Consider the following 20,055-nt stretch of genomic DNA (forward strand, 5'->3'; position numbering starts at 1 on the left):
GCGCGTACAACCGCGGTTCGTCGGCGGTCCGAAGGGGCTGGTGGCCGTGTCCGGTGGAACGGCCGAGGGTGCAGGCGAGGCAACGGCATGCCAAGCAGGGCGCCGTCGCCGTGTTTCGCACAACAATGGCAACGATGACGCCTGTCGCCAGGATCCCGCCAAAGCTGAATCAGATCTCGCCCGGACCCTCGTGGCACATCTCCTTGTGTGTCTTGTAATGCGATAACACAACATATTGCTTCGATTAGAAGGCGCAAACCTCAAATGGATTTCCGACGGCGCTTGCTCGCCGGTGTATTGCTCAGCCCGCCCGTTGCGCAGGCGCAGTCTGCCCCGGTCGTAGCGGTCCATAAGGTGCCGATTGCCGCCGGTATCAGCCGTCACCAGGTGACGAGCCCAATTGGCCGGATCGGCGAGTCGCCTACCGGTGACGCTTACTACGACGACATTCGCGTACCGCAGGCAGGGATTCAGGCAACTGCTACGTTCGAGACTGGGTGGGGGATGTGACGCTGCGCGGCGATCATATAGCTCTTGTCGGAATGGCCGCACGGTTCCCGGGGGCCGACTCCGCCGACGAGTTCTGGCGGAACCTCTGCGACGGCGTCGAGTCCGTCGAGTGGCGCACTCCTGAGGAGCTGCGCGAGATGGGAGTCGACGCGGCCGAGTACACCTCGAACAAGTACGTGTCTGCCTCCTACTCGGCGTCGGACCTCGACAGCTTCGACTCGGGCTTCTTCGGCCTCACACAGCGCGAGGCCGAGATCAAGGACCCACAGCATCGCCTTTTCTTAGAACTCGCCAACACTGCGCTGGAGCAAGCTGGTTACGACTACCGCCGCATGACGCGGAGAGTCGGTGTCTTCGGCGGCACAGCGAACAGCACGTACCGCGAGGACTACGTCTCGCGGAATTCGGCAGTCATGCGGGTAGCCGGTGGCATGAGCGTCAGCATCGGCAACTACCCCGATTACGTTGCCCCTCTAGTCTCGTACAAGTTCGGGTTCCTCGGGCCAAGTATCTCCGTCTACACGGCGTGCTCCACCTCGCTGGTCGCCGTCCACCTGGCTGCGCAGAGCCTGCGCAACGGCGAGTGCGACGTGGCCCTGGCGGGCGGTGCTCAGGTCGACCTCCCCCTCGGCGCCGGGTACGCGCACGTCGAAGGCAGCATCTACTCCGCCGATGGGCACGTGCGACCGTTCGCCGCGAACGCCACTGGCACGATTTTCTCCAACGGCGGTGGCGTTGTGGTTCTCAAGCTCCTGGAGGACGCCCTCAGGGACGGCGACACCATCCACGCCGTCATCCGCGGTTCCGCCGTGAACAACGACGGCGACGACCGGGCCGGATTCACCGCCCCCGGTGTCCACGGCCAGACCGAACTGATCCTCGACGCGCTCAGCGACGCGGAGGTCGACCCGCGCACGATCGGATACCTGGAGGCCCACGGCACCGGCACCGTCGTCGGGGACCCCATCGAGATCAGCGCGATCGCCGAGGCGTACGCCCAGCACACCTCCGAGCGCGGCTTCTGCGCCCTCGCCTCCCTGAAGGGCAACGTCGGGCACCTTGGCCCGGCGGCCGGCATCGCCAGCCTGATCAAGGTGGCGTACGCGCTGCGCGAGGGCGTCATCCCGGCCAGCCTTAACTGCACCGAGCTCAACCCGGCACTCGAACTCGACAAGACCCCCTTCCGCTTCCAGCGTGAAGCCACGCGATGGGAGTCGGACGGTTCCCCGCTGCGTGCCGCGATCAGCTCCTTCGGCATCGGCGGCACCAACGCCCACGCCATCCTGGAGCGGGCCCCGGAGCCGGAGCCCGCGGCGACGTCCGATGACGAGCAGGGATACCACGTGCTTCCGTTGTCGGCCCGCAGCGCGGACGCTCTGGAGCAGGCCGCCGCCGACCTGGCCGCGCACCTGGAGACCCATGGGGGTGAGCTGGCTGATGTCGCGGGCACGCTGCAGAGCGGACGCGGCCAGCACGACTACCGGCGTGCCGTCGTCGCCGCCACCACCGAAGAGGCCGTTGCGGCTCTGCGCCGTGGAGGTGACTCCGCTCTCGCCGTCGACGGCCGGGGCGGCAAGCAGCAGGAGGTCGCCTTCCTCTTCCCGGGTCAGGGGGCTCAGTACCCGGGCATGGCGCTGGGGCTGTACCGCACCCAGCCCGTCTACCGCGAAGCCCTGGACCGCTGTGCCGACGTCCTCGTGAAGGTGCTGGACTGCGATCTGTTCGGCCTGCTGTACGCCGACGCCTCCGACCCGGAGGCCGCCGTGCTGCTCGCGGAGACCCGGATCACCCAGCCCGTGACCTTTGCCGTCGACTGGGCGCTGGGCCAGCTGTGGCAGTCCTGGGGGATCAGCCCGGCGGCGATGCTCGGCCACAGCGTCGGCGAGTACGTCGCCGCCACCCTCTCTGGTGTCCTTGAGCTAGAGGACGCCCTGCGGCTCGTGGCCGGTCGCGGCGCGCTGATGCAGTCGCTGCCGCGCGGTGCGATGCTCGCCCTGCCGCTCGACGCGGAGGCGGTCCGCCCGCTGCTGGACGACCCGGAGCTGGCCGGCGAGGTTCAGCTCGCCGCGTCCAACTCACCATCGGCGAGCGTGGTTTCGGGCACCCAGGAGGGTGTGGACAAGCTGCGCGAGATCCTCGAGGAGATGGGGCTCCGGGCGACGCCGCTGCGCACGTCGCACGCGTTCCACAGCCAGATGATGGACCCGATCCTGGATCAGTTCCGGGAACTCGTCGCCTCGGTCCGGCTGTCGGCGCCCGTTCTTCCGTACGTCTCGAACGTCACGGGCGACTGGATCACCGAGCAGGAGGCCCGCGACCCCGACTACTGGGTCCGGCACCTGCGCGGCGAGGTTCGCTTCGCTGCCGGCCTGGCCACCCTGGCCCGGCGGGGCGGGCTCGTCCTGCTCGAGGTGGGAGCAGGGCAGGCCCTGTCCTCCTTCGCCCGCCAGCACGCCATGGTTGACGGCGGTCAGATCGCCGCCGCCCAGACGCTGCGTTCCCCCAACAAGGCAGTCGACGACGGCGCATTCGTCCTGGCCGCCGCCGCCAGGCTGTGGGCCTCCGGCGTGAACCTCGACTGGGCCGAGGTCACCGGCCGCCCGCACCGCAAGGTGCCGCTGCCCACCTACCCGTACGAACGCCGCCGCTGCTGGGTCAATCCGGACCCCGTCACCGAGTCCGCCCAGACCAGCCTGACACGGGAGGAGGGCACGAAGCCGCCGCTGCGGGCCCCGCTGTACGTGCCGGTGTGGACCGAGGCGCCGCACCAGCGGCACCAGGCGGACAGCGCCCTCGGCGAGACCTGGCTGATCATCACCGACGACGACACGCGTGGGCACGAGCTGATCGAGACCTGCCGGGCGACCGGCGCGTTCGTCGTCTCCGCCGTTAGCGGCTTCGGCTTCTCCGATGGCGGCGACGGCTATGTCGTCAACCCCGACGACCCCACGAGCGTGAGGGAGTTGCTGGAAGCCGCCTGGGGCGCGGGGCAGGCCCCGAACCGTGTGCTGTACGCAGCAGGGGTGTTCACGGCCGCTGACGAGGCGTCGCCTGCACTCGCCCAGCGGACCTACGACCGGCTGCTCCACCTCGCCCAGGGCCTGGCACGCGTCGCTCCCGAGAAGCTCGATCTGCTGGTCGTGACCGACCGGGCCCACGCCGTCACCGGAGCCGAGGCCACCGTGCCCTATGTGGCCACCGTCCGCGGCCCGGTCATGGCGATCGCGACCGAGGTGCCCGGGGTGCGCACCCGCCACCTCGACGTGCAGATCACCGACGAGCCCGCCCGGCTGCTCCGGAGCATCGTGCGTGAGCTCGGCCAGGACGCCGAGGACCACGTGGCCGTCCGCGGTGCGCGCCGCTGGGTGCGGGATTACCGGTCGATCGCCAACGAGCCCACGGAATTCTCCCTGCTGCGCGACGAGGGCGTGTACCTCATTACTGGTGGTCTCGGCGGCCTTGGTCTGGAAATCGCCAAGGACCTCGCGGCCCGTCACAGGGCCCGCCTCGTCCTCGTCGGCCGCAGAGCTCTGCCCCCCACGGAGGATTGGGACGTGGTGCTGGCTGACCCGGCGACCGGTGCGGAGACCCGACGGCGCATCTGGGGCGTGCGGAAGCTGGAGTCCCTCGGTGCCGAGGTGCTGGTGGGAGCGGCCGACGTGGCGGACGAGACTGCCATGGCCGAGGTGGTGCGCGCCGCGAGGGAGCGCTTCGGCACGATCAACGGTGTGATCCACGCCGCCGGCCTGCCTGGTGGTGCGCTGATGGAGATCCACACGCCGGAGGCGGCCGCGCCGGTGCTCAGCCCGAAGACCGGAGGAACGGTCGTGCTCGATCGCCTGTGCGGCGAAGAGGTGGACTTCATCGCGCTGTTTTCGTCGATCATCTCCGTCTGCGGCGACTACGCCCACTCCGACTACGCCGCGGCGAACTCCTTCATGGACTCCTTCGCCGCATCGCGTGACGGATCCGGACCTTACGTAGTGTCCATCAACTGGGCTGGCTGGAGTGAGGTCGGCATGGTGGCCGGCGGTAACGTGTCCCAGGGCGTCAAGGACCTGGCGCGCGCCCACAGCACCTCGCTCGGCCACCCGCTCATGCACCGCCGCTACGTCGACGAGTCGGCACTGCGCGAGTACGAGAGCGAACTGCGCCCCGAGGCCCACTGGGTGCTGACCGACCACCGGCTCGGCGGCGTTGGCGTCATGCCGGGCACCAGCCTGCTGGAGATGGTCCGCGTGGCGGCACGCGATACCACGGGCGCCGAGCACATCACCCTGTCCGAGGTCATCTTCATCGACCCGCTCGTGGTCGCCGACACCACGACCATCCGGGTCCGGCTCTCCCTCGACGGTGACGACATCTGGAGCTTCGAGCTGACGGCCCACGACTCCTCCGGCAGCGGCCCCCGCGTGCACTGCCGGGGCCGAGCAGGCGTCGACACCGGCGCCGCACCCGCCGCGGTCGATCTGGAGGCGCTGCGTACGTCGCTACGCGCGGAAGACCTCTCCGACTTCGACGAGTCGGACGAAGGCGTCATGACCTTCGGGCCCCGCTGGGATGTGGTCACGTCCTACTACCGTGGCGAAGACGGCCAGGGCCTGGCGGAGCTGACGCTGCCGCAGGAGTTCCACGCCGACGACGAGGGGCTGGTCATCCACCCCTCCCTCATGGACCGGGCCACCGCCTTTGGCGTGGGTGGTTTCGAAGGCCACAACTATCTGCCCTTCACGTACCGTTCCGTGACCGTCCTGCGCCCGATGCCGACGCGCTGCTGGGCCGTCCAGCAGCACCACAGCGACCCGCAGCGGCCCGACTTCCTGGACGTGGACGTCACCATCGCCGACGAGACGGGCCAGCCGTGCGTGGTGATCGAGGGCTACACGATGCGATCCGTCCGCGTCGATGCCGAGCAGCCCGCAGCCGTTCAGGGGCCGGATCGGTCGGAGCCCTCGCACGTGCCCAGTGACCGGCTGCGCACGGTCGAAGGCCAGGAAATCTTCCGCCGCATCCTGGGCCTGCGCCCCGGCTCGCAGGTCGTGGTCTGCCCCGAGGGGTTGTTCAGCCGCCTGGCGCGTGTCCGCTCCTTCGGTACGGCCGAGCTCGGCAAGACCGAGAACCTCTTCGCCGACGGCCAGGCCGCGCGCACGCTGGACACCCCGTACATCGCGCCAGAAACCGAGGTCCAGCAGATCCTCAGCTGGATGTGGGGCGAGGTGCTGGGCGTCGCCGAGGTCGGCATCGACGACGACTTCTTCGGGATCGGAGGCTCCTCGCTCGTCGCGGTGCAGCTCATCGCCCGTATCGCCGACCGGCTCTCGGTCCGCCTCTCCATCGCCGACCTCTTCGAGTACCCGACTGTACGAGCGCTAGCGGGCTGCGTTGAGGCTCGGCTGATCGAGGCCCTGGGGCAGATGAGCGACGAGGAGGCGCAGGCGATGCTGGGGCGCGGGGAGACGGCATGACCACCGGGTCCACGTCTCTCTCCCCGGCCAAGCAGGCGCTGCTGGCCAAGCTGCTGGCGGGCAAGAGCACCGCTCTTGCCCGCCAGCAGGGGCCGGTCGCCTCGGGTACCGTACCCGCCGAGGTGCCGCTGACCCCGGCGCAGGAGCGCATCTGGCTGGCGGACCAACTCGCCGAAGACGCCCCTTTGTTCACGCTGGGATTCACGGCCCGCGCCGAGCGTCGCATGGACGTCTCCGACGCCCAGCTGCTGCTGGAGAGCATGCTGTCCCGGCACGCGGTCTTGCGCTCGCGCGTGGTCGTCACCGCCGGCGGCCCCGTCATCCGGTTTCGTGCGATGAGCGACTTCCGTGTCGAGCACATCGAGATGGGCCTCGAAGCGGATCCTTCGACCGCGCTTCGGCTGGCCGAGCTGGAGCGGGCATGGCTGAGCCACCGGTTCGACCTGACCGGGGAACCTCTCATCAGGATGGGTCTTGTGACCTTCCCAGATGCCGTGGCCCGCCTGCTGGTGGCCGTGCACCACCTGACCGTGGACGCGGCATCGCTGCAGGTCATGCTGTACGGGGTTATGGACGGGGCCATGCCCGCCAGCGGGCTCGACTACCCGGACATCGCGGTGTGGGAAGCGAGCGAACTGCGCGTCACACACCGCCGGCGTCAGGTCAGGGAGGCCGTTGCCGCCCTGACCGGCGCGTCGGAGCCGACGTCGCTGCCGGACGACTTGGTCCCGCCCGCGGAGCCGGACTTCGCGGCCGGTATCCACGACATCGCGATCCCGGTGGAGCTGGCGGACCAAGTGCGGGAAACCGCCCGCCAGTTGGGACTGGTGGACCAGGTGATCATGCTTGCCGCGTGGGCCGTGCTCGTCGCCCGCTGGAGCGGCCGGTTTGACCTGGTGATCGGCATGCCCGTATCAGGGCGTGACGTCGAGGGGGCACTCGGGGTGGTGGGGCCGTTCATCAACACCGTGGTGCTCCGCATAACTGTCGACCCCGAGGCGCCGGTGACGGCCTTGTTCGAGCAGGTCCGCACGCGCATCGCCGAGGCGCTGCGGCACCAGGACGCCCCCTTCAACGAGGTAATGGCCGAGGTCTACGGGCGATCCGCCCGGATCGGCGTGATCTTCAACAAGCACGCGGTCGATACCAGATTCTTCGCGATGGAGGCCGCTCTCCCCCGTACCGCGGCGGAGAACGGCGTGGCCCTGGAGATCTCCGACGACGGGCGCGTCATGCGTCCGCGCCTGATCTTCCAAAAGGAGCTCTACACCAAAGCGAGCATGACCGCCCTGGGACATCGCTTCACTGAAGTGCTGCGTGCCGCCTGCATGCGGCCACAGCAGCCGGTGGCTGCGCTCGGCATGCCCGCAGCCTGGGTCCCTAAGGTGTCGGCTTCCCGGCGGGAGCCGGTCACGATGGCGGATCTGCTGGGCCGCCACGCCGATCGGATCGCTGTCCAGTTGAACGGCGAGACGCTCTCGTACGGCGAACTGCGCGATCGTGTCCGGTCGCTGCGCGACCGGCTTCTCTCGGCGGGTGTCCGGCCTGGGCAGACGGTCTCGGTGAGCACGACGCGATCCGTCAACGCCCTGGTGGCGCTGCTGGCCGTCCTGGACGCCGCCGCTGTGTACGTACCGATTCCCGTGGCAACTCCGCAAGGCAGGCGCGAACAGATCCTCGCCTCCGCGCGCCCACGCGTTCAGGTGAGGGAAACGGTGCACGCCGATGAGCCTGCAGAGCTGACGATCACGGCGGAGAGCGGCGAGAAGATGGCTCAGCATCTCATTCCCGCAGCCGAGTTGTGCGACCGAATGGGCGGATACTGCCTGTACACCTCTGGGTCCACCGGGCGCCCCAAGGGCGTGCTCGTCCGCCGCGCCGCGCTGCTGGCGCATGCCGCCTCAGCGGCGGCCGCGTACGGCATCACGGCGGATGATCGGTGCCTGCAGTTCTCGGGGCACGGCTTTGACGTGTGGATAGAGCAGGTCATAGTGGCCCTGACCACCGGGGCGATCGTGGTCCTGCGGGGCGACGACCTGTGGGATCCGGCGGACTTCGCGGCCGAGGTGGCCGCCCGCCGGATCACCGTGGCCAACCTCCCCACCCCGTACTGGCACGAGCTGTGCGCCCAAGGCGGTGCGGCTCTCGAGGAACTGGCAGAGGGACCCCTGCGCGAACTGCTCATCGGGGGAGAGGCGTTGGACCGAGGCGCTCTTGACGCCTGGTTCGGCCACATCACCGGAACCCCAAGGCTCAACAACGTCTACGGACCCACAGAGGCCGTCATCACCGCTGTGCACGGCGGCCTGGGACCGGACGACGCGCGCTGGGCGCGCGTGCCGCTGGGCAACGCCATGCCGGGCCGCCACACCTACGTACTTGACCCGGCGGGCAATCCCCTAGAGGTCGGCGCCGTCGGCGAGCTTTACCTCGGTGGACTCGTCGCCGAGGGCTACTTGGGCGATCCCCGCACCACCGCCCTGCGCTTCCTGCCCGACCCCTACGCGGGCGGTGGGCAACGCATGTACCGCACCGGTGACATCGTGCGCCTACGGCACGACGGTCGCCTGGAGTTCCAGGGCCGCCGGGACGGCCAGGTGAAGCTGTCCGGCATCCGTACGGAGCTCGGTGAGGTCGAGTCCGTCCTGCGCAGGCACCCGCACGTCAACGAGGCCGTGGTGCTCCTGTGCCCGCAGCCGCAGCCGCATCTGGTCGCCTGGGCGCGGTGCGAGACCGGGGCTGTCGTGGGCGAGGCCGAACTACGCGCCCTCGCCGCCGCCCACCTGCCGTCCGCCGTCGTCCCGCGGTGGATCCGGGTCACATCCGAACTGCCGCTCACCTCCGGCGGCAAGGTCGATCGGGCAACACTCCGGGACGAGGCGGATCAAGAAGTGCCGGCCACGTCTCTGGTGCCGGCGGATACGGCCGACGCCGTAACGCGTGAACTGCTGCGTATCTGGGGCGATCTGCTGGGCAGGGCAGACATCCGGGCCGACGACGACTTTTTCGCGCTCGGCGGCAGCTCACTGCTGGCCACCCGCGTGGCCGCGGCCTGCACCGAACGCTTCGGCCGCCGGGTGTCCATGGCGACAGTCTTCAACAACCCCGTCCTGGACGACCTGGCCGCTCACATCCGCCGGACCCCGGCGGACGAACCCGATGCCGAGGCCGGGGGCACCGCTTCGAACGCCTTCCCGAAACCAAGGAGCCCCGAGGACAACGCTCGCGTCCCCCTGTCCACCGCCCAGCGGCGTTTCCTCTTCCTGTCCCGCCATGCCGCCGAGGCGCAGGCGTACAACGTGCCCATCGCCCTGCGGATCGAGGGCCCGCTGGACGTCGATGCCCTGGCCAGTGCGGTCTGCGATGTCCTGAGCACACATGAGTCCATGCGGCTCGCCGTCCGCATGGCGGCGCACGGGCCGGAAGGCCGCGTCCTGCCGGTGAGTCGGCAAGAGGTGCGGGCGGATCTGGAGCCGCGGAAGTGCGTCTCCTGGGAGAAGTGCCGCGAGCGGGCGGCCGAACTGGCGGCGCGGCCGATCGACCTGACCGAAGGGCCGTTGCGCACGGCGTTGCTGTCCGATCGCAGCAACCATCTGCTGCTCCTATGCGTGCACCACATCGCGTGTGACGGCGAGTCCGTCGAGACGATCGTCCATCAACTCGTCAGTCGCTACACGGCGCACACGGCACAAAGCGCGGAATCGATGCCCGCAGCTGTCCAGTACAGCGATGTGGCCGGTCGACAGGAGGCCGAACTCGCAGCCTCAGCAGCTGACATGCTGCGGCGCCGGGCAGCCGCCCTGGAGGACGTTCGCCCACTGGAGGCGCTGAGCCTGCGGCACCGCTTCGACCACAAGGGCGCAGTCGCCGAGGTGGTCTTCGAGAGCGATGCGCTCACCCGTGCCGCCGCTCGGGCCGCAGTCACCCCGAATGCCGTCATGGTCGCGCTGTGGCAGCTCGCCGTGCACCGGTGGACGGGTCAGGACGACTTCGCCGTGGGGCTGCCGGTCTCCCTTCGCGCCCACGAGGTCCAGCACGAGGTGGTGGGACCGCTGCTCAACAGCATCGCCGTACGGGCCCACTTCCCGGCCATGGGCTCCCTCGCCGACCATGTCAGGTGCACACAGCGACTACTGGCCGAAGCGTACGAGGACCGCTTCCTGCCATTCGAGCAGCTGGTCCGCGAGGTTGCGCCGGAGCGCGACACCTCCGCCATGCCTCTGTTCCAGACGCTGGTTGCTTGGGAGGGCAGCCGGGGTGACCTGAGCGCTGGCGGGACCATATTCCGCCCCGAGGGGCTGGGCTCCGGGGTCACCCAGTTCCCGCTTGCTCTGGAGGTGTGCGAAGACGGGGAGCGGGTCAAGGCTCTGGTGCGCTACAGCACCGCCCTGGTCGGGGAGGATGACGCCCGCTTCCTCGCGGAGTTGGTCGGCGTCATGCTTCGCGTGCTCGACGAAGATCCGGAGCGGTCCCTGTACGACCTCGACGTCGACAACGATAAGAAACCCGTCTACACGGCCAACCCCCCGGCTGAGGGCTTCCGCTCCTTGCCACAGCTGATAGCGACCCTGCCCGCCGATCGGCCCGCCGTGTCGGACGGGTGCCGGGAACTGACCCACGCCCACTTGGAACGTGAAGTCATGTATGCAGCAGCCACGTTGAACGCCATGGGGGTCAGGCGCGGTGACCGCGTGTGCACCTTCCTGCCCAGGACCGTGGAAACGGTCGTTGCCATGTTGGCGATCATGCGTTGCGGCGCCGTGTACGTCCCCGTCGACCGGCGAATCCCGCGCGAGCGCCTCCACCGCATGACCGAGCAGTGTGGCGCATCGGTCGTCGTGGTGCACGCCGATGACCCGTCGGCGATCAAGGAGCTCCCGCAGGAAACGCAGGTTCTGGCTCTGGGGGCGCTGGACGCCACCAGGCCGCAGCCAGCGCCCGCCCCAGTGTTCAAGGCGGTACCGGGCGATGCCGCGTACCTCATTTTCACGTCCGGATCGACTGGTGCACCCAAGGCCGTGATGGTGGGACACAGAGAACTCGCGGCGTTCCGGGAAGCGATCGCTCCCCAGTGGGGACCGGACGAGACGCTGATCGCGGTGACCACGGTCGGGTTCGACGTGTCCGTCCTGGAACTCCTAGTCGCACTGTCACTCGGCGCTCATGTGGTGCTCCACGACAGCGGCCCGGCCTTCGACCCCACCGAGCTCGCAGCGCACATCGCCCAGATGCGGGCCACCCGCCTGTACTCGGTACCCAGTCTCTGGGAGCAACTGCTCGCCACCGACGCCGATCTTGCCGGCATGACCGGCGGCTGCGGCGGCGAACCGCTCAGCCCCGCTCTGGCCGACCGTGCCCGTCGCAGGGGCGTTCACCTGCACAACCTCTACGGCCCGACTGAGACGGTCATCTGGGCCACGGACCAGCCGGTGGACGACCTCGACCTGCCCTCGGCGCAGGAACGTGTGGAGCGGCGCGTCCCGGTCGGGCGCGCCGTTCCGGGAGTCGTCCCCTATGTCATGGACCGGTGGCTGCGACCCGCGAGGACGGGCGCCGAGGGCCAGCTGTACATCGCCGGCACGACCGTCGCGCAGGGCTACCACCGTGCGCCCGCGGCCACTGCCCTGCGCTTCGTGCCCGATCCCTTCGGTCCTGCCGGTGCACGGATGTACCGGACCGGCGACCGGATGCGGAAACTCCCCAATGGTGCCCTGGAGTTCCTCGGCCGCGTTGACGACCAGGTCAAAGTACGCGGGTTCCGTATCGAACCCGGCGAGATCGAAGCCGTGCTCACCGGCCATCCACAGGTACGGGACGCCGCCGTGGTCGTCCGTGACGGGCGCCTGATGGCCTATGTGGTTCCTGGCGAGGGGAAGCCCACACAGGAGGAGATACGCGGACATGTCGCAGAGCGGCTGCCGGCACACATGGTGCCGGCGGTCGGCTTCATCGATGCCCTGCCGCTCACGCCCAGCGGCAAGGTCGACCGCAAGGAGCTGCCGGAGCCCCAGCTGTCCGAGTCAGAGGAGAGCGAGCCGCCCAGGGACACGGTCGAGCGAGTCCTGGCGGAAATCTGGTCCGGGGCGCTGTCCGTTACCGCCCCTGGGCGCGAGGACAACTTCTTCGACCAGGGCGGGGACTCCATCAGCGCCCTGCGCATCGTCGACCGGATCCGCCGTGTGCTGCGTACCGAACTGTCCGTGACCGACGTCTTCGAGGCCCAGACCATCGCACAGCAGTCCGCGAAAATCCGCGCGATCAACCCGAACTCCGAGCGCGTGGCGGCAGTGGCCGAACAACTACTCATGGCTGCAAAGGCGAATCGATGACCGGTGTCTTCGACGATCCCGAGTTTCTGCGCTTGCTCGACGCCGAGATGCAGGCTCACGGACTTGAGCAGGCACCCGCCACGGGCACCGAAGCCGCCGACGGTGCCGCGGACTCCTCCCGGTTGACCCGGGCCGAGACCCGGCTGTGGTTCCTGCACCGCCTCGACCCGGACAGCGCGGCCTACAACATCGCAGCCGGCGTCCGCCTTTCCGGGCCGCTGGACACTCGGCGACTGTCCGACGGCTTCTCGGCGGTGGTCTCACGGCACGAAGCCCTGCGCACGGTCTTCGAGGACGAGCGCGGCCGCCCCCGGGCCCGGGTCCTGGGCCCGCATGACATGGCACCGGAGACGGTCTTCGGCAAGGGCTTTGAGTCACCGGACGCCGCTCACCAGTGGCTGGCCGGGCAGGCCCGCCGTCCGTTCGACGTCGCGGGCGGTCCGCTCGCACGGCTGGCCGTGGCCGAGGCTGCGGAGAACGAGCACCTGGTCTGCCTCTGCGTCCACCACATCGTCGGCGACGGCGACAGCCTTGACCTGCTCATCGCGGAGATATTCGGCCAGTACACGGGTGCCGCGGCAGGGCCCGTCGTCCCACGCACGGTGACCGGACCGGAACCGGTCACCGCGCAGGAAGAGCTGGAATGGTGGCGCGCCAGGGTGGCAGGAGCCCCCACGGTTGTCGAGCTGCCCACGGATCACCCGCGCCCTGCGGTACAGGGCAACAACGGACGCCGCATCGGGCGCCTCCTTGATGAGCAGTTGACCTCCGGCATTACGGGGCTCGCCCGGAAGCTGCGCGTCACCCCCTCGTCCGTACATCTGGCGCTCTATCGCTACCTGCTCCAGGTCCTCACCGGCGAGCAGGACCTGCTGATCGGCTGCCCGGTCACCACCCGGCGGGTCGAGGACTCCCTCCGTGTGGGGAACTTCGTGAACATGGTGTGCCTGCGCACGCCGGTTGCGGACGACCCCCGCGTACGCGAACTCGTGGCCCAGGTACACCAGGCAACCAGTGAAGCCGTGTCCCACCGCGATCTGCCCTTCGAGCGGCTGGTCGAGGCCATGGAGATTGAACGGGAGCGCAGCAGGCCGCCGCTCGTCCAGATCGTGTTCAACCACCGCCGTACGGACATCAGCGCGCGGGAACTGCCCGGCGGGATCTCCGCCGAACGCCTCGAAGTCGACCTGGGCATCTCGAAGTTCGACCTGACACTCACCGTCGAGGAGGCACCCGACGGCACGCGCCTGTACCTGGAGTACGACAGCGACCTCATCGCAGCCGACACGGCCCGCTCCTGGCTGGTCTGTTACGAGGTGCTGCTCACCGAGACCGTGGCCGGCCCTGACGCCCCCATGTCCGCGCTGCGACTCGGTGCCCCGCTGCCGCAGGCCACCAGCGGGCGCCATACGCCCCCGCGGCTGGGGCCGCGCGGCATCGTCGGCTGGTTCGAGGAGCAGACCGCCGCCCACCCGGAGCGCGAGGCCGTCGTGCACGGCTCCACCCGCATCGGCTACGGCGAACTGGACCAGCTGGCCGAGGCGCTGGCCGGCCGCATCGGCCGACGGGTGGCCGATCCGCGCATCCCGGTCGCGGTCCTGACCCGGCGCGGCGCCGACCTCGTCGTGGCGATGCTGGCCGTGGCCAAGGCGGGGCTCACCGCACTGCCGCTTGACGAAGAACACCCGAAGCTGCGGCTGCGCTCGCTGCTCAAGGACGCGGGCTGCACCGTGCTCGTGGGGGATCCCTCCCTCGCGGAGTGGGTCGGAGCCGGGGACCTCGACGTCGTACCGCTGGACATATCAAAGGCGCTGGCCGCCGAGGACTTCGAGCCCCGCGTGGTGACGTCGGCCTCCCCGCTGTACCGCATCTACACCTCAGGCTCCACTGGCACCCCCAAGGGCGTCACCGTGACCCACGGAAATCTCGCGTCCCTGCTGGCCGAGGGCCGCGCGGCGCTGGGGTACGGGAGGGCCGACCGGTGGACGCTGTTCCACTCGATCGCCTTCGACTTCTCAGTCTGGGAGATGTGGGGCCCGCTGACCTCCGGCGGCACCGTCGTGGTCGTCGACCGGGACACCGCCCGCACCCCCGACCGGTTCCTGAGGCTGCTCATCGACGAGCGCGTGAGCGTGCTCAACCAGACCCCGACCGCGTTCGACTCGCTGGTCCACCTCTGGGCGGGAACGCATGCCCCCTTCCCCGGCACGCTGCGCACCGTCGTCTTCGGCGGCGAAGCCCTCAAACCGGCCGCCCTGCGACCGTGGTTTCGGCTGCCGATCGCGGACCTGCCGCAGCTGATCAACATGTACGGAATCACCGAGACGACCGTGCACGTGACCCTGCGCAAGATTACACGGGCGGATGCGGAGCGGCTCATGACGGGCGGCCCGATCGGGGTACCGCTGCCGCACCTGTCCGCATACGTGCTCGACTCCTGGATGCGCCCGCTGCCGCCAGGTGTTCCCGGTGAGCTGTACGTCGGCGGCAAGGGTGTCGCGCAGGGCTATGCGGGCCGGGAAGCGCTGACCACCACCCGGTTCATGCCGGACCCTTTCGCGGCCGACGGCAGCCGTATGTACCGCACAGGCGACCGCGTCCGGCTGCTCCCAGGCGGTGAACTGGAGTACCTGGGCCGCATGGACGCCCAGGTGAAGGTACGCGGCTTCCGCATCGAGCCGGGCGAGGTAGAGGCGGCGGTGGCCGCCCATCCCGCTGTGACCGCGGCCGGCGTGGTCGCGGACGAGGGACGGCTGATGGCCTTCGTGGTGCCCGCATACGACGGCCTGGACGCTGCGGAACTGCGTGCGCACCTGGCGGCGCGGCTTCCCGCGCACATGGTTCCCGTCCTGACGGCAACCACCGACCTGCCTAGGACCGTCAACGGCAAGCTGGACCGTCGCGCTCTGCGGGAGCGCGCCCGGAGGGTGCGCCTCGCCGGTGCCGTCCGGTCCCCCTACCGGGCTCCCCGAGGGGAGCCCGAAGAGGCAATCGCCGCGATCTGGGCCGAAGTGCTCGAGTGCGACCGCGTCGGGGCGGACGACAACTTCTTCGAGCTCGGCGGCGACTCGATCCGCGCAGTGCAGGTCGCGGCGCTCGCCCGGGAAAAGGGACGGGGGTTCTCCGTCGCGGATGTCTTCACCGCCCAGACCGTGTCCGAACTCGCCGTGCTGGCAGGGGCGCCGGATGCCCGCCAGCGCGAGGAAACCCGCCCCTTCGAGCTGACCGACCCCGCCGACCGGGCCCTGCTGCCCGAGAGCTGTGAGGACGCCTACCCGCTCACCCTGCTTCAGCAGGGCATGGTCTTCCATCAGCTCGACGACGCCGCCTATCTGAACGTGACAGGTGTCGCGGTGCGCGCGGCACTGGACGAAGGACTGCTCCGCGACGCCGTGGCCCATGTCATGGCCCGCCACGCGGTACTACGTACGTCATTCGACCTGTCTACCTACAGCGAGCCTCTCCAACTCGTCCACCGTGAAGTCGAACCGCCGGTCACCGTCGTCGACTTGAGGAGAGAGAACGAGGCGCCACTGGCTTTCAGCGAGGCATCCGCCCGGGTGGACGCATGGATGCGTCAGGAGCGGCAACGTGCCCTGGACCTCAACCGCGCTCCGCTCTTCCGTATCACCGCGCAACAGGCGGACGTGGACCTGTTCTGGTTCTGCGTCACCGAATGCCACGCCATCCTGGACGGCTGGAGCTTCACCTCGACGGTCTCCGAGATCCTTCGCGCATACGAAGTCCTACTCACCGGCGGCGAGTTGGTAGCTGTCGAGGCCCCTGCGACGCTGTTCCGCGACTTCGTGGCCGACGAGCGCACAGCCCTTGCAGACCCGGCAACCCGCGAGTTCTGGGACGAGACCCTGGCCGGGGCCGAGCCGCTGGAGCTGCCCGCCCGGCGCGGCGAGCACCCCGCTGCCGCCGACCGGCGCGTCGTCCCACTGCCGCTCGACGTCCAGCGCGGCCTCGAACGGCTCGCCGACCGCTTGGGCACTCCCGTCAAGGATGTTCTCCTCGCCGCGCACGCCGCCGTACTCGCTCTGTGGACCGGCCGCGACGAGATACTCACCGGCCTGGTCGTCAATGGCCGTCCGGAAATGGTCGGAGCCGAGGACACCCGAGGCATGTACCTCAACACCCTTCCAGTACGGCTGAGAACGGCTGGCCTCACCGGCACCACCCTGGTCAAGGAGTGCTTCTGGGCCGAAACCGCGCTGCTGCGCCACCGGATCTACCCGGGGGCGGCACTGGAGCGACGTGGCGCACACGGCCCCCTGATCACTGCGGTCTTCAACTACACCCGCTTTCACGCCCTCAAAGAACTCGACAGGGACGGGTCGGACTCGTCGGCGGTCCGGCTCTCCGGGGAATTCCAGGAGATCGCCCCGACGAACTACCCGCTGTACGCCTCCTTCGACCACGGAGCTGACGATGCCCACGGGCACTTGGTGCTCCTCCTAGCCGCCTCCCCACGCCACTTCGCAGAGTGGGAAGCGGATCAGCTGGTGGAGCTGTACCGGTCGGTGCTGAGGTGGCTGGCGACCGAGCCCGAGGAGGCGCTGTCCTCCCGCCACGTCCTGACACCGGACGGACAGCAGACGATCCTGAACGCGTGGGGTCGGGGCGAGTCCGGCGCTGCCTCCCCCCTCCAGGTTCCGGTCCGCATCCGGGCGTGCATGGCAGAGCGGGCCACCGCTCCCGCCGTTACCGACGCCCTCGGTACGTACTCGTACGCCGAACTCTCCGAGGCCGCGGAGGGTGTGGCAAACGGTCTGCGCGCCGCGGGCATCGGGCAGGGTGATCCGGTCGCTGTCTGCCTGCCACGGCGCATGGAGCTGATCGCGGCGATCATCGCGGTGTGGCAGTGCGGCGCCGTCTACGTACCGCTGGATCCGGCGCATCCGGCGGCCCGTACCGAGCTAATCAATGACGTGGCCCGGCCCCGAGCCGTCGTGGTGGACGCGCAGACCGTCGGCAGGGCACCGCACGGCACTGCCGTAGTGCGGGCGGACATGCCCTCCGCGGCGCAGGTCGGCGCAGCGGATGCGGTCGTGATTCCCGGGGCCGTCGCGTACGAGATGTTCACCTCCGGCTCCACGGGACGTCCCAAGGGGGTCGCCGTCTCCCATCACGCGCTGGCGGTGTTCGCCGACGCGGCGACCGGGGAGTGGGGCGGTGAGGACACCGTCTTGGCCGTCACCACCGTCGGCTTCGATATCTCGATCGTGGAGCTGCTGCTGCCGCTGACTGTCGGAGCCCATCTCGTGCTGCACGACACCGGTGGCGTCCTCGATCCGGACGCCCTGATGACAGCGCTGCGTACGTCCGGTGCGGACCTGCTGCAGGCCACGCCGACCGTCTGGGGCGCACTCGCCGACACCAGGGGCGACCTGACGGGCCTGCGCGGCTGGTGCGGCGGCGAGGCGCTGCCGACTCCCGTTGCCGAGACCCTGCTCAAGCGCGGGGTGCGCCTGGGGAACTGGTACGGACCCACCGAGACCACCATCTGGTCGACGGCAGTGGACGTCACGGACGCTCACCTGGACCGTGGCGTGGTGCCGATCGGCCGTCCACTGGCCGGGGAGCGGGTGTACGTACTCGACGATGCTCTGCGCCCGGTCCCTGCGGGTGTCGTGGGCAACCTCTACATCGGGGGCGGCGGCCTGGCCCTGGGGTATGTGGACCAGCCGGGCGCGACCGGGGCGCGCTTCGTCCCCGATCCTTTCGCGGATGACGGATTCCGCATGTACCGGACCGGAGATCGGGCACGCTGGCGCACCGATGGCGTTCTGGAGTTCCGGGGCCGCAACGACGATCAGGTCAAGGTGCGCGGCGTGCGCATCGAGATGGCGGACGTCGAGTCCGTCGTGCGCTCCCACCCGGCTGTCCGTCAGGTCGGAGTCGTCCTGCGTGACAACCGGCTCGTCGCCTTCGCTGTCGCCCAGCCGGACGCCGAGGACACCTTCGACGCAGCGGAGGTGCGCCGCCACGCGGCGCGGACTCTTCCTGCCCCGGCGGTCCCCGTGATCGTCCGCGTCGCGCAGCTGCCGCTCAACGCCAACGGAAAGGTGGACCGCAAGACGCTGCGTACCGTCGACGTCGACGTCGACGTCGCCGATGACGCAAGCGAGGGCTCCGCTCGCGCGCGGCATTTCGAGCCACGAACGCCGCTGGAGGCCGAACTGGCCCGCATCTGGCAGGACGTGCTCGGCGTCGAACCGGTCGGCCGGGACGCCGACTTCTTCGACTTGGGCGGCGACTCGCTGCGGGCCCTGAGGATGGTCGCCAAGGCGGCCGGCAAGGGAATCGTGCTCAGCCCGGCCGACCTGTTCCGCCACCCCGTGCTCAGTGAGGTCGCCGCCGTGGCGGCCGCGGCGGGCCCGGCCTCCGCGACCATGTTTGACGACGGCCCGGGACCGGTGCCGATCCTGCCGAGGGCGCGAGTGTTCTTCGACCGGACCGGTGACGACCCGGCCCTGGAGCAGCTGTTCCACTACCTGGAGCTGCAGATCGACCTGGACCCGGAGGCGGTCCGCGCGGCCCTGGAGTGGACCGCGCGGCGCCACAGCGCCCTGCGCATGCGCTGGCAGCGCACGGAGGCGGGATGGCAGCAGTACGTTGCCGAACGGCCCGAACTCGTCACCTTCCGGGTCCTCGACCTGCGGGAGCTGCACGAAGGCGAGCGCAGCGAACGGCTCGGAGAGTTCGAGCGCACCGTCCGGGCGGTGACCGACCTGGAGCACAACCCGCCGTGGTCGGTGACGCTTGTGCGGCTGGCCCCCGACTGCACCAGGCTGCTGTTCGCCCTCCACCACCTCGTCATCGACGGCTTCTCGTGGCAGCAGCTGATGGAGGACTTCCTCCACGCATACGAACGCGCCATGCGGGGTGAGAAGTTCGGTGATGCCCCGGCGGTCGAGGGCTTCGCCGCCTGGGCGCGCGCCTCGGCCGCAGCCGCACACCATCCCAAGGTGCAGGTGCTGGCCGACCACTGGGCGCGGGTGCTCGGCGGGTTCCGACCCGTTCCCGTCGACCGCGATCCGGGACCTCCGACGCGTGGGGAGCAGTACCGAGTGCCCCTCTCGCTGGCCCCGGCCGAGACCGCCCGCCTGCGTGAACTGAGGGACGAGGACGGCCGTTCGATGATGGAGGCCGTCCTGTCCACCGCCATAGCACGGGCGTACCACCGGTGGACCGACGGCCAGCCCCTGCTGCTGGGCATCCTCACGCAGGGCCGGGACGGGTACGGCGGGGCGGCGGGCCCCGAGCCCGGCGGCAGCGGTGGCCTCGGCTGGTACACCGGGATGTTCCCGACTTGCATCGATGCCGTACCCGAGGAGACGCCGCACGACGGTCTGCGACGGGTCGCCGGACTGCTGCCCGGCGATCCTCTGCTGCGCAACTCCTTCGGCCTCCTGCGCTATCTCGCCGATGGCACGCCCGGTGCGGAAGCACTGCGGCACCTGCGCCAACCCCAGATCCACCTGAACTACTTCGGGGAGCGCTCTCCGCACGCGCTGCTGGGTCAGGAGTCATACGTACGCCTCCTGGACCCGCCGCCATCATCCATGCAGGACGCCAAGGCCCAGGCGGAAGCGCTCATAGAGATCGAGTGCGAAATCGTCGACGGATCCGTCGAAGGCTCCGTGCGCTACAGCGGCCGGCACTTCACCCGCCACCGCATCGAACAGTTCTCCGCGTACATCCAGCAAGAACTCACTTCGCTCGCACAACTCTGAGAAGGTGTC

At 69.7% G+C, this 20,055-nt stretch carries 3 protein-coding genes; all 3 read left to right on the top strand.

The features are described from left to right. The first annotated feature begins 506 nt into the window (after nucleotides 1–506). From AB0I11_RS28835 to AB0I11_RS28845, 3 genes are read left to right on the top strand one after another with little or no spacing between them, the layout of a single operon-like run. A complete protein-coding gene (locus AB0I11_RS28835) occupies nucleotides 507–5,975 on the top strand; it encodes a beta-ketoacyl synthase N-terminal-like domain-containing protein (RefSeq protein ID WP_357327499.1) in 5,469 nt (1,822 codons plus the stop codon). Continuing rightward, nucleotides 5,972–12,304: an amino acid adenylation domain-containing protein gene (locus AB0I11_RS28840; protein ID WP_357327502.1), complete on the top strand. Its 6,333-nt coding sequence runs from the start codon at nucleotides 5,972–5,974 to the stop codon at nucleotides 12,302–12,304. The genes AB0I11_RS28835 and AB0I11_RS28840 overlap by 4 nt, the downstream gene beginning before the upstream one ends. Beyond that, nucleotides 12,301–20,046: an amino acid adenylation domain-containing protein gene (locus AB0I11_RS28845; protein WP_357327505.1), complete on the top strand. Its 7,746-nt coding sequence runs from the start codon at nucleotides 12,301–12,303 to the stop codon at nucleotides 20,044–20,046. Before AB0I11_RS28840 ends, AB0I11_RS28845 begins: the two co-directional genes overlap by 4 nt. Nucleotides 20,047–20,055 lie beyond the last annotated feature (9 nt).

Origin of the sequence: Micromonospora sp. NPDC050495 (genome assembly GCF_040655175.1) — a bacterium.
GTDB lineage: Bacteria > Actinomycetota > Actinomycetes > Mycobacteriales > Micromonosporaceae > Micromonospora.

Bases quoted from the DNA above. Each gene is read 5' to 3' on its own strand.
- AB0I11_RS28845 (WP_357327505.1), top strand. From the start codon at position 12,301: ATGACCGGTGTCTTCGACGATCCCGAGTTTCTGCGCTTGCTCGACGCC.
- AB0I11_RS28840 (WP_357327502.1), top strand. From the start codon at position 5,972: ATGACCACCGGGTCCACGTCTCTCTCCCCGGCCAAGCAGGCGCTGCTG.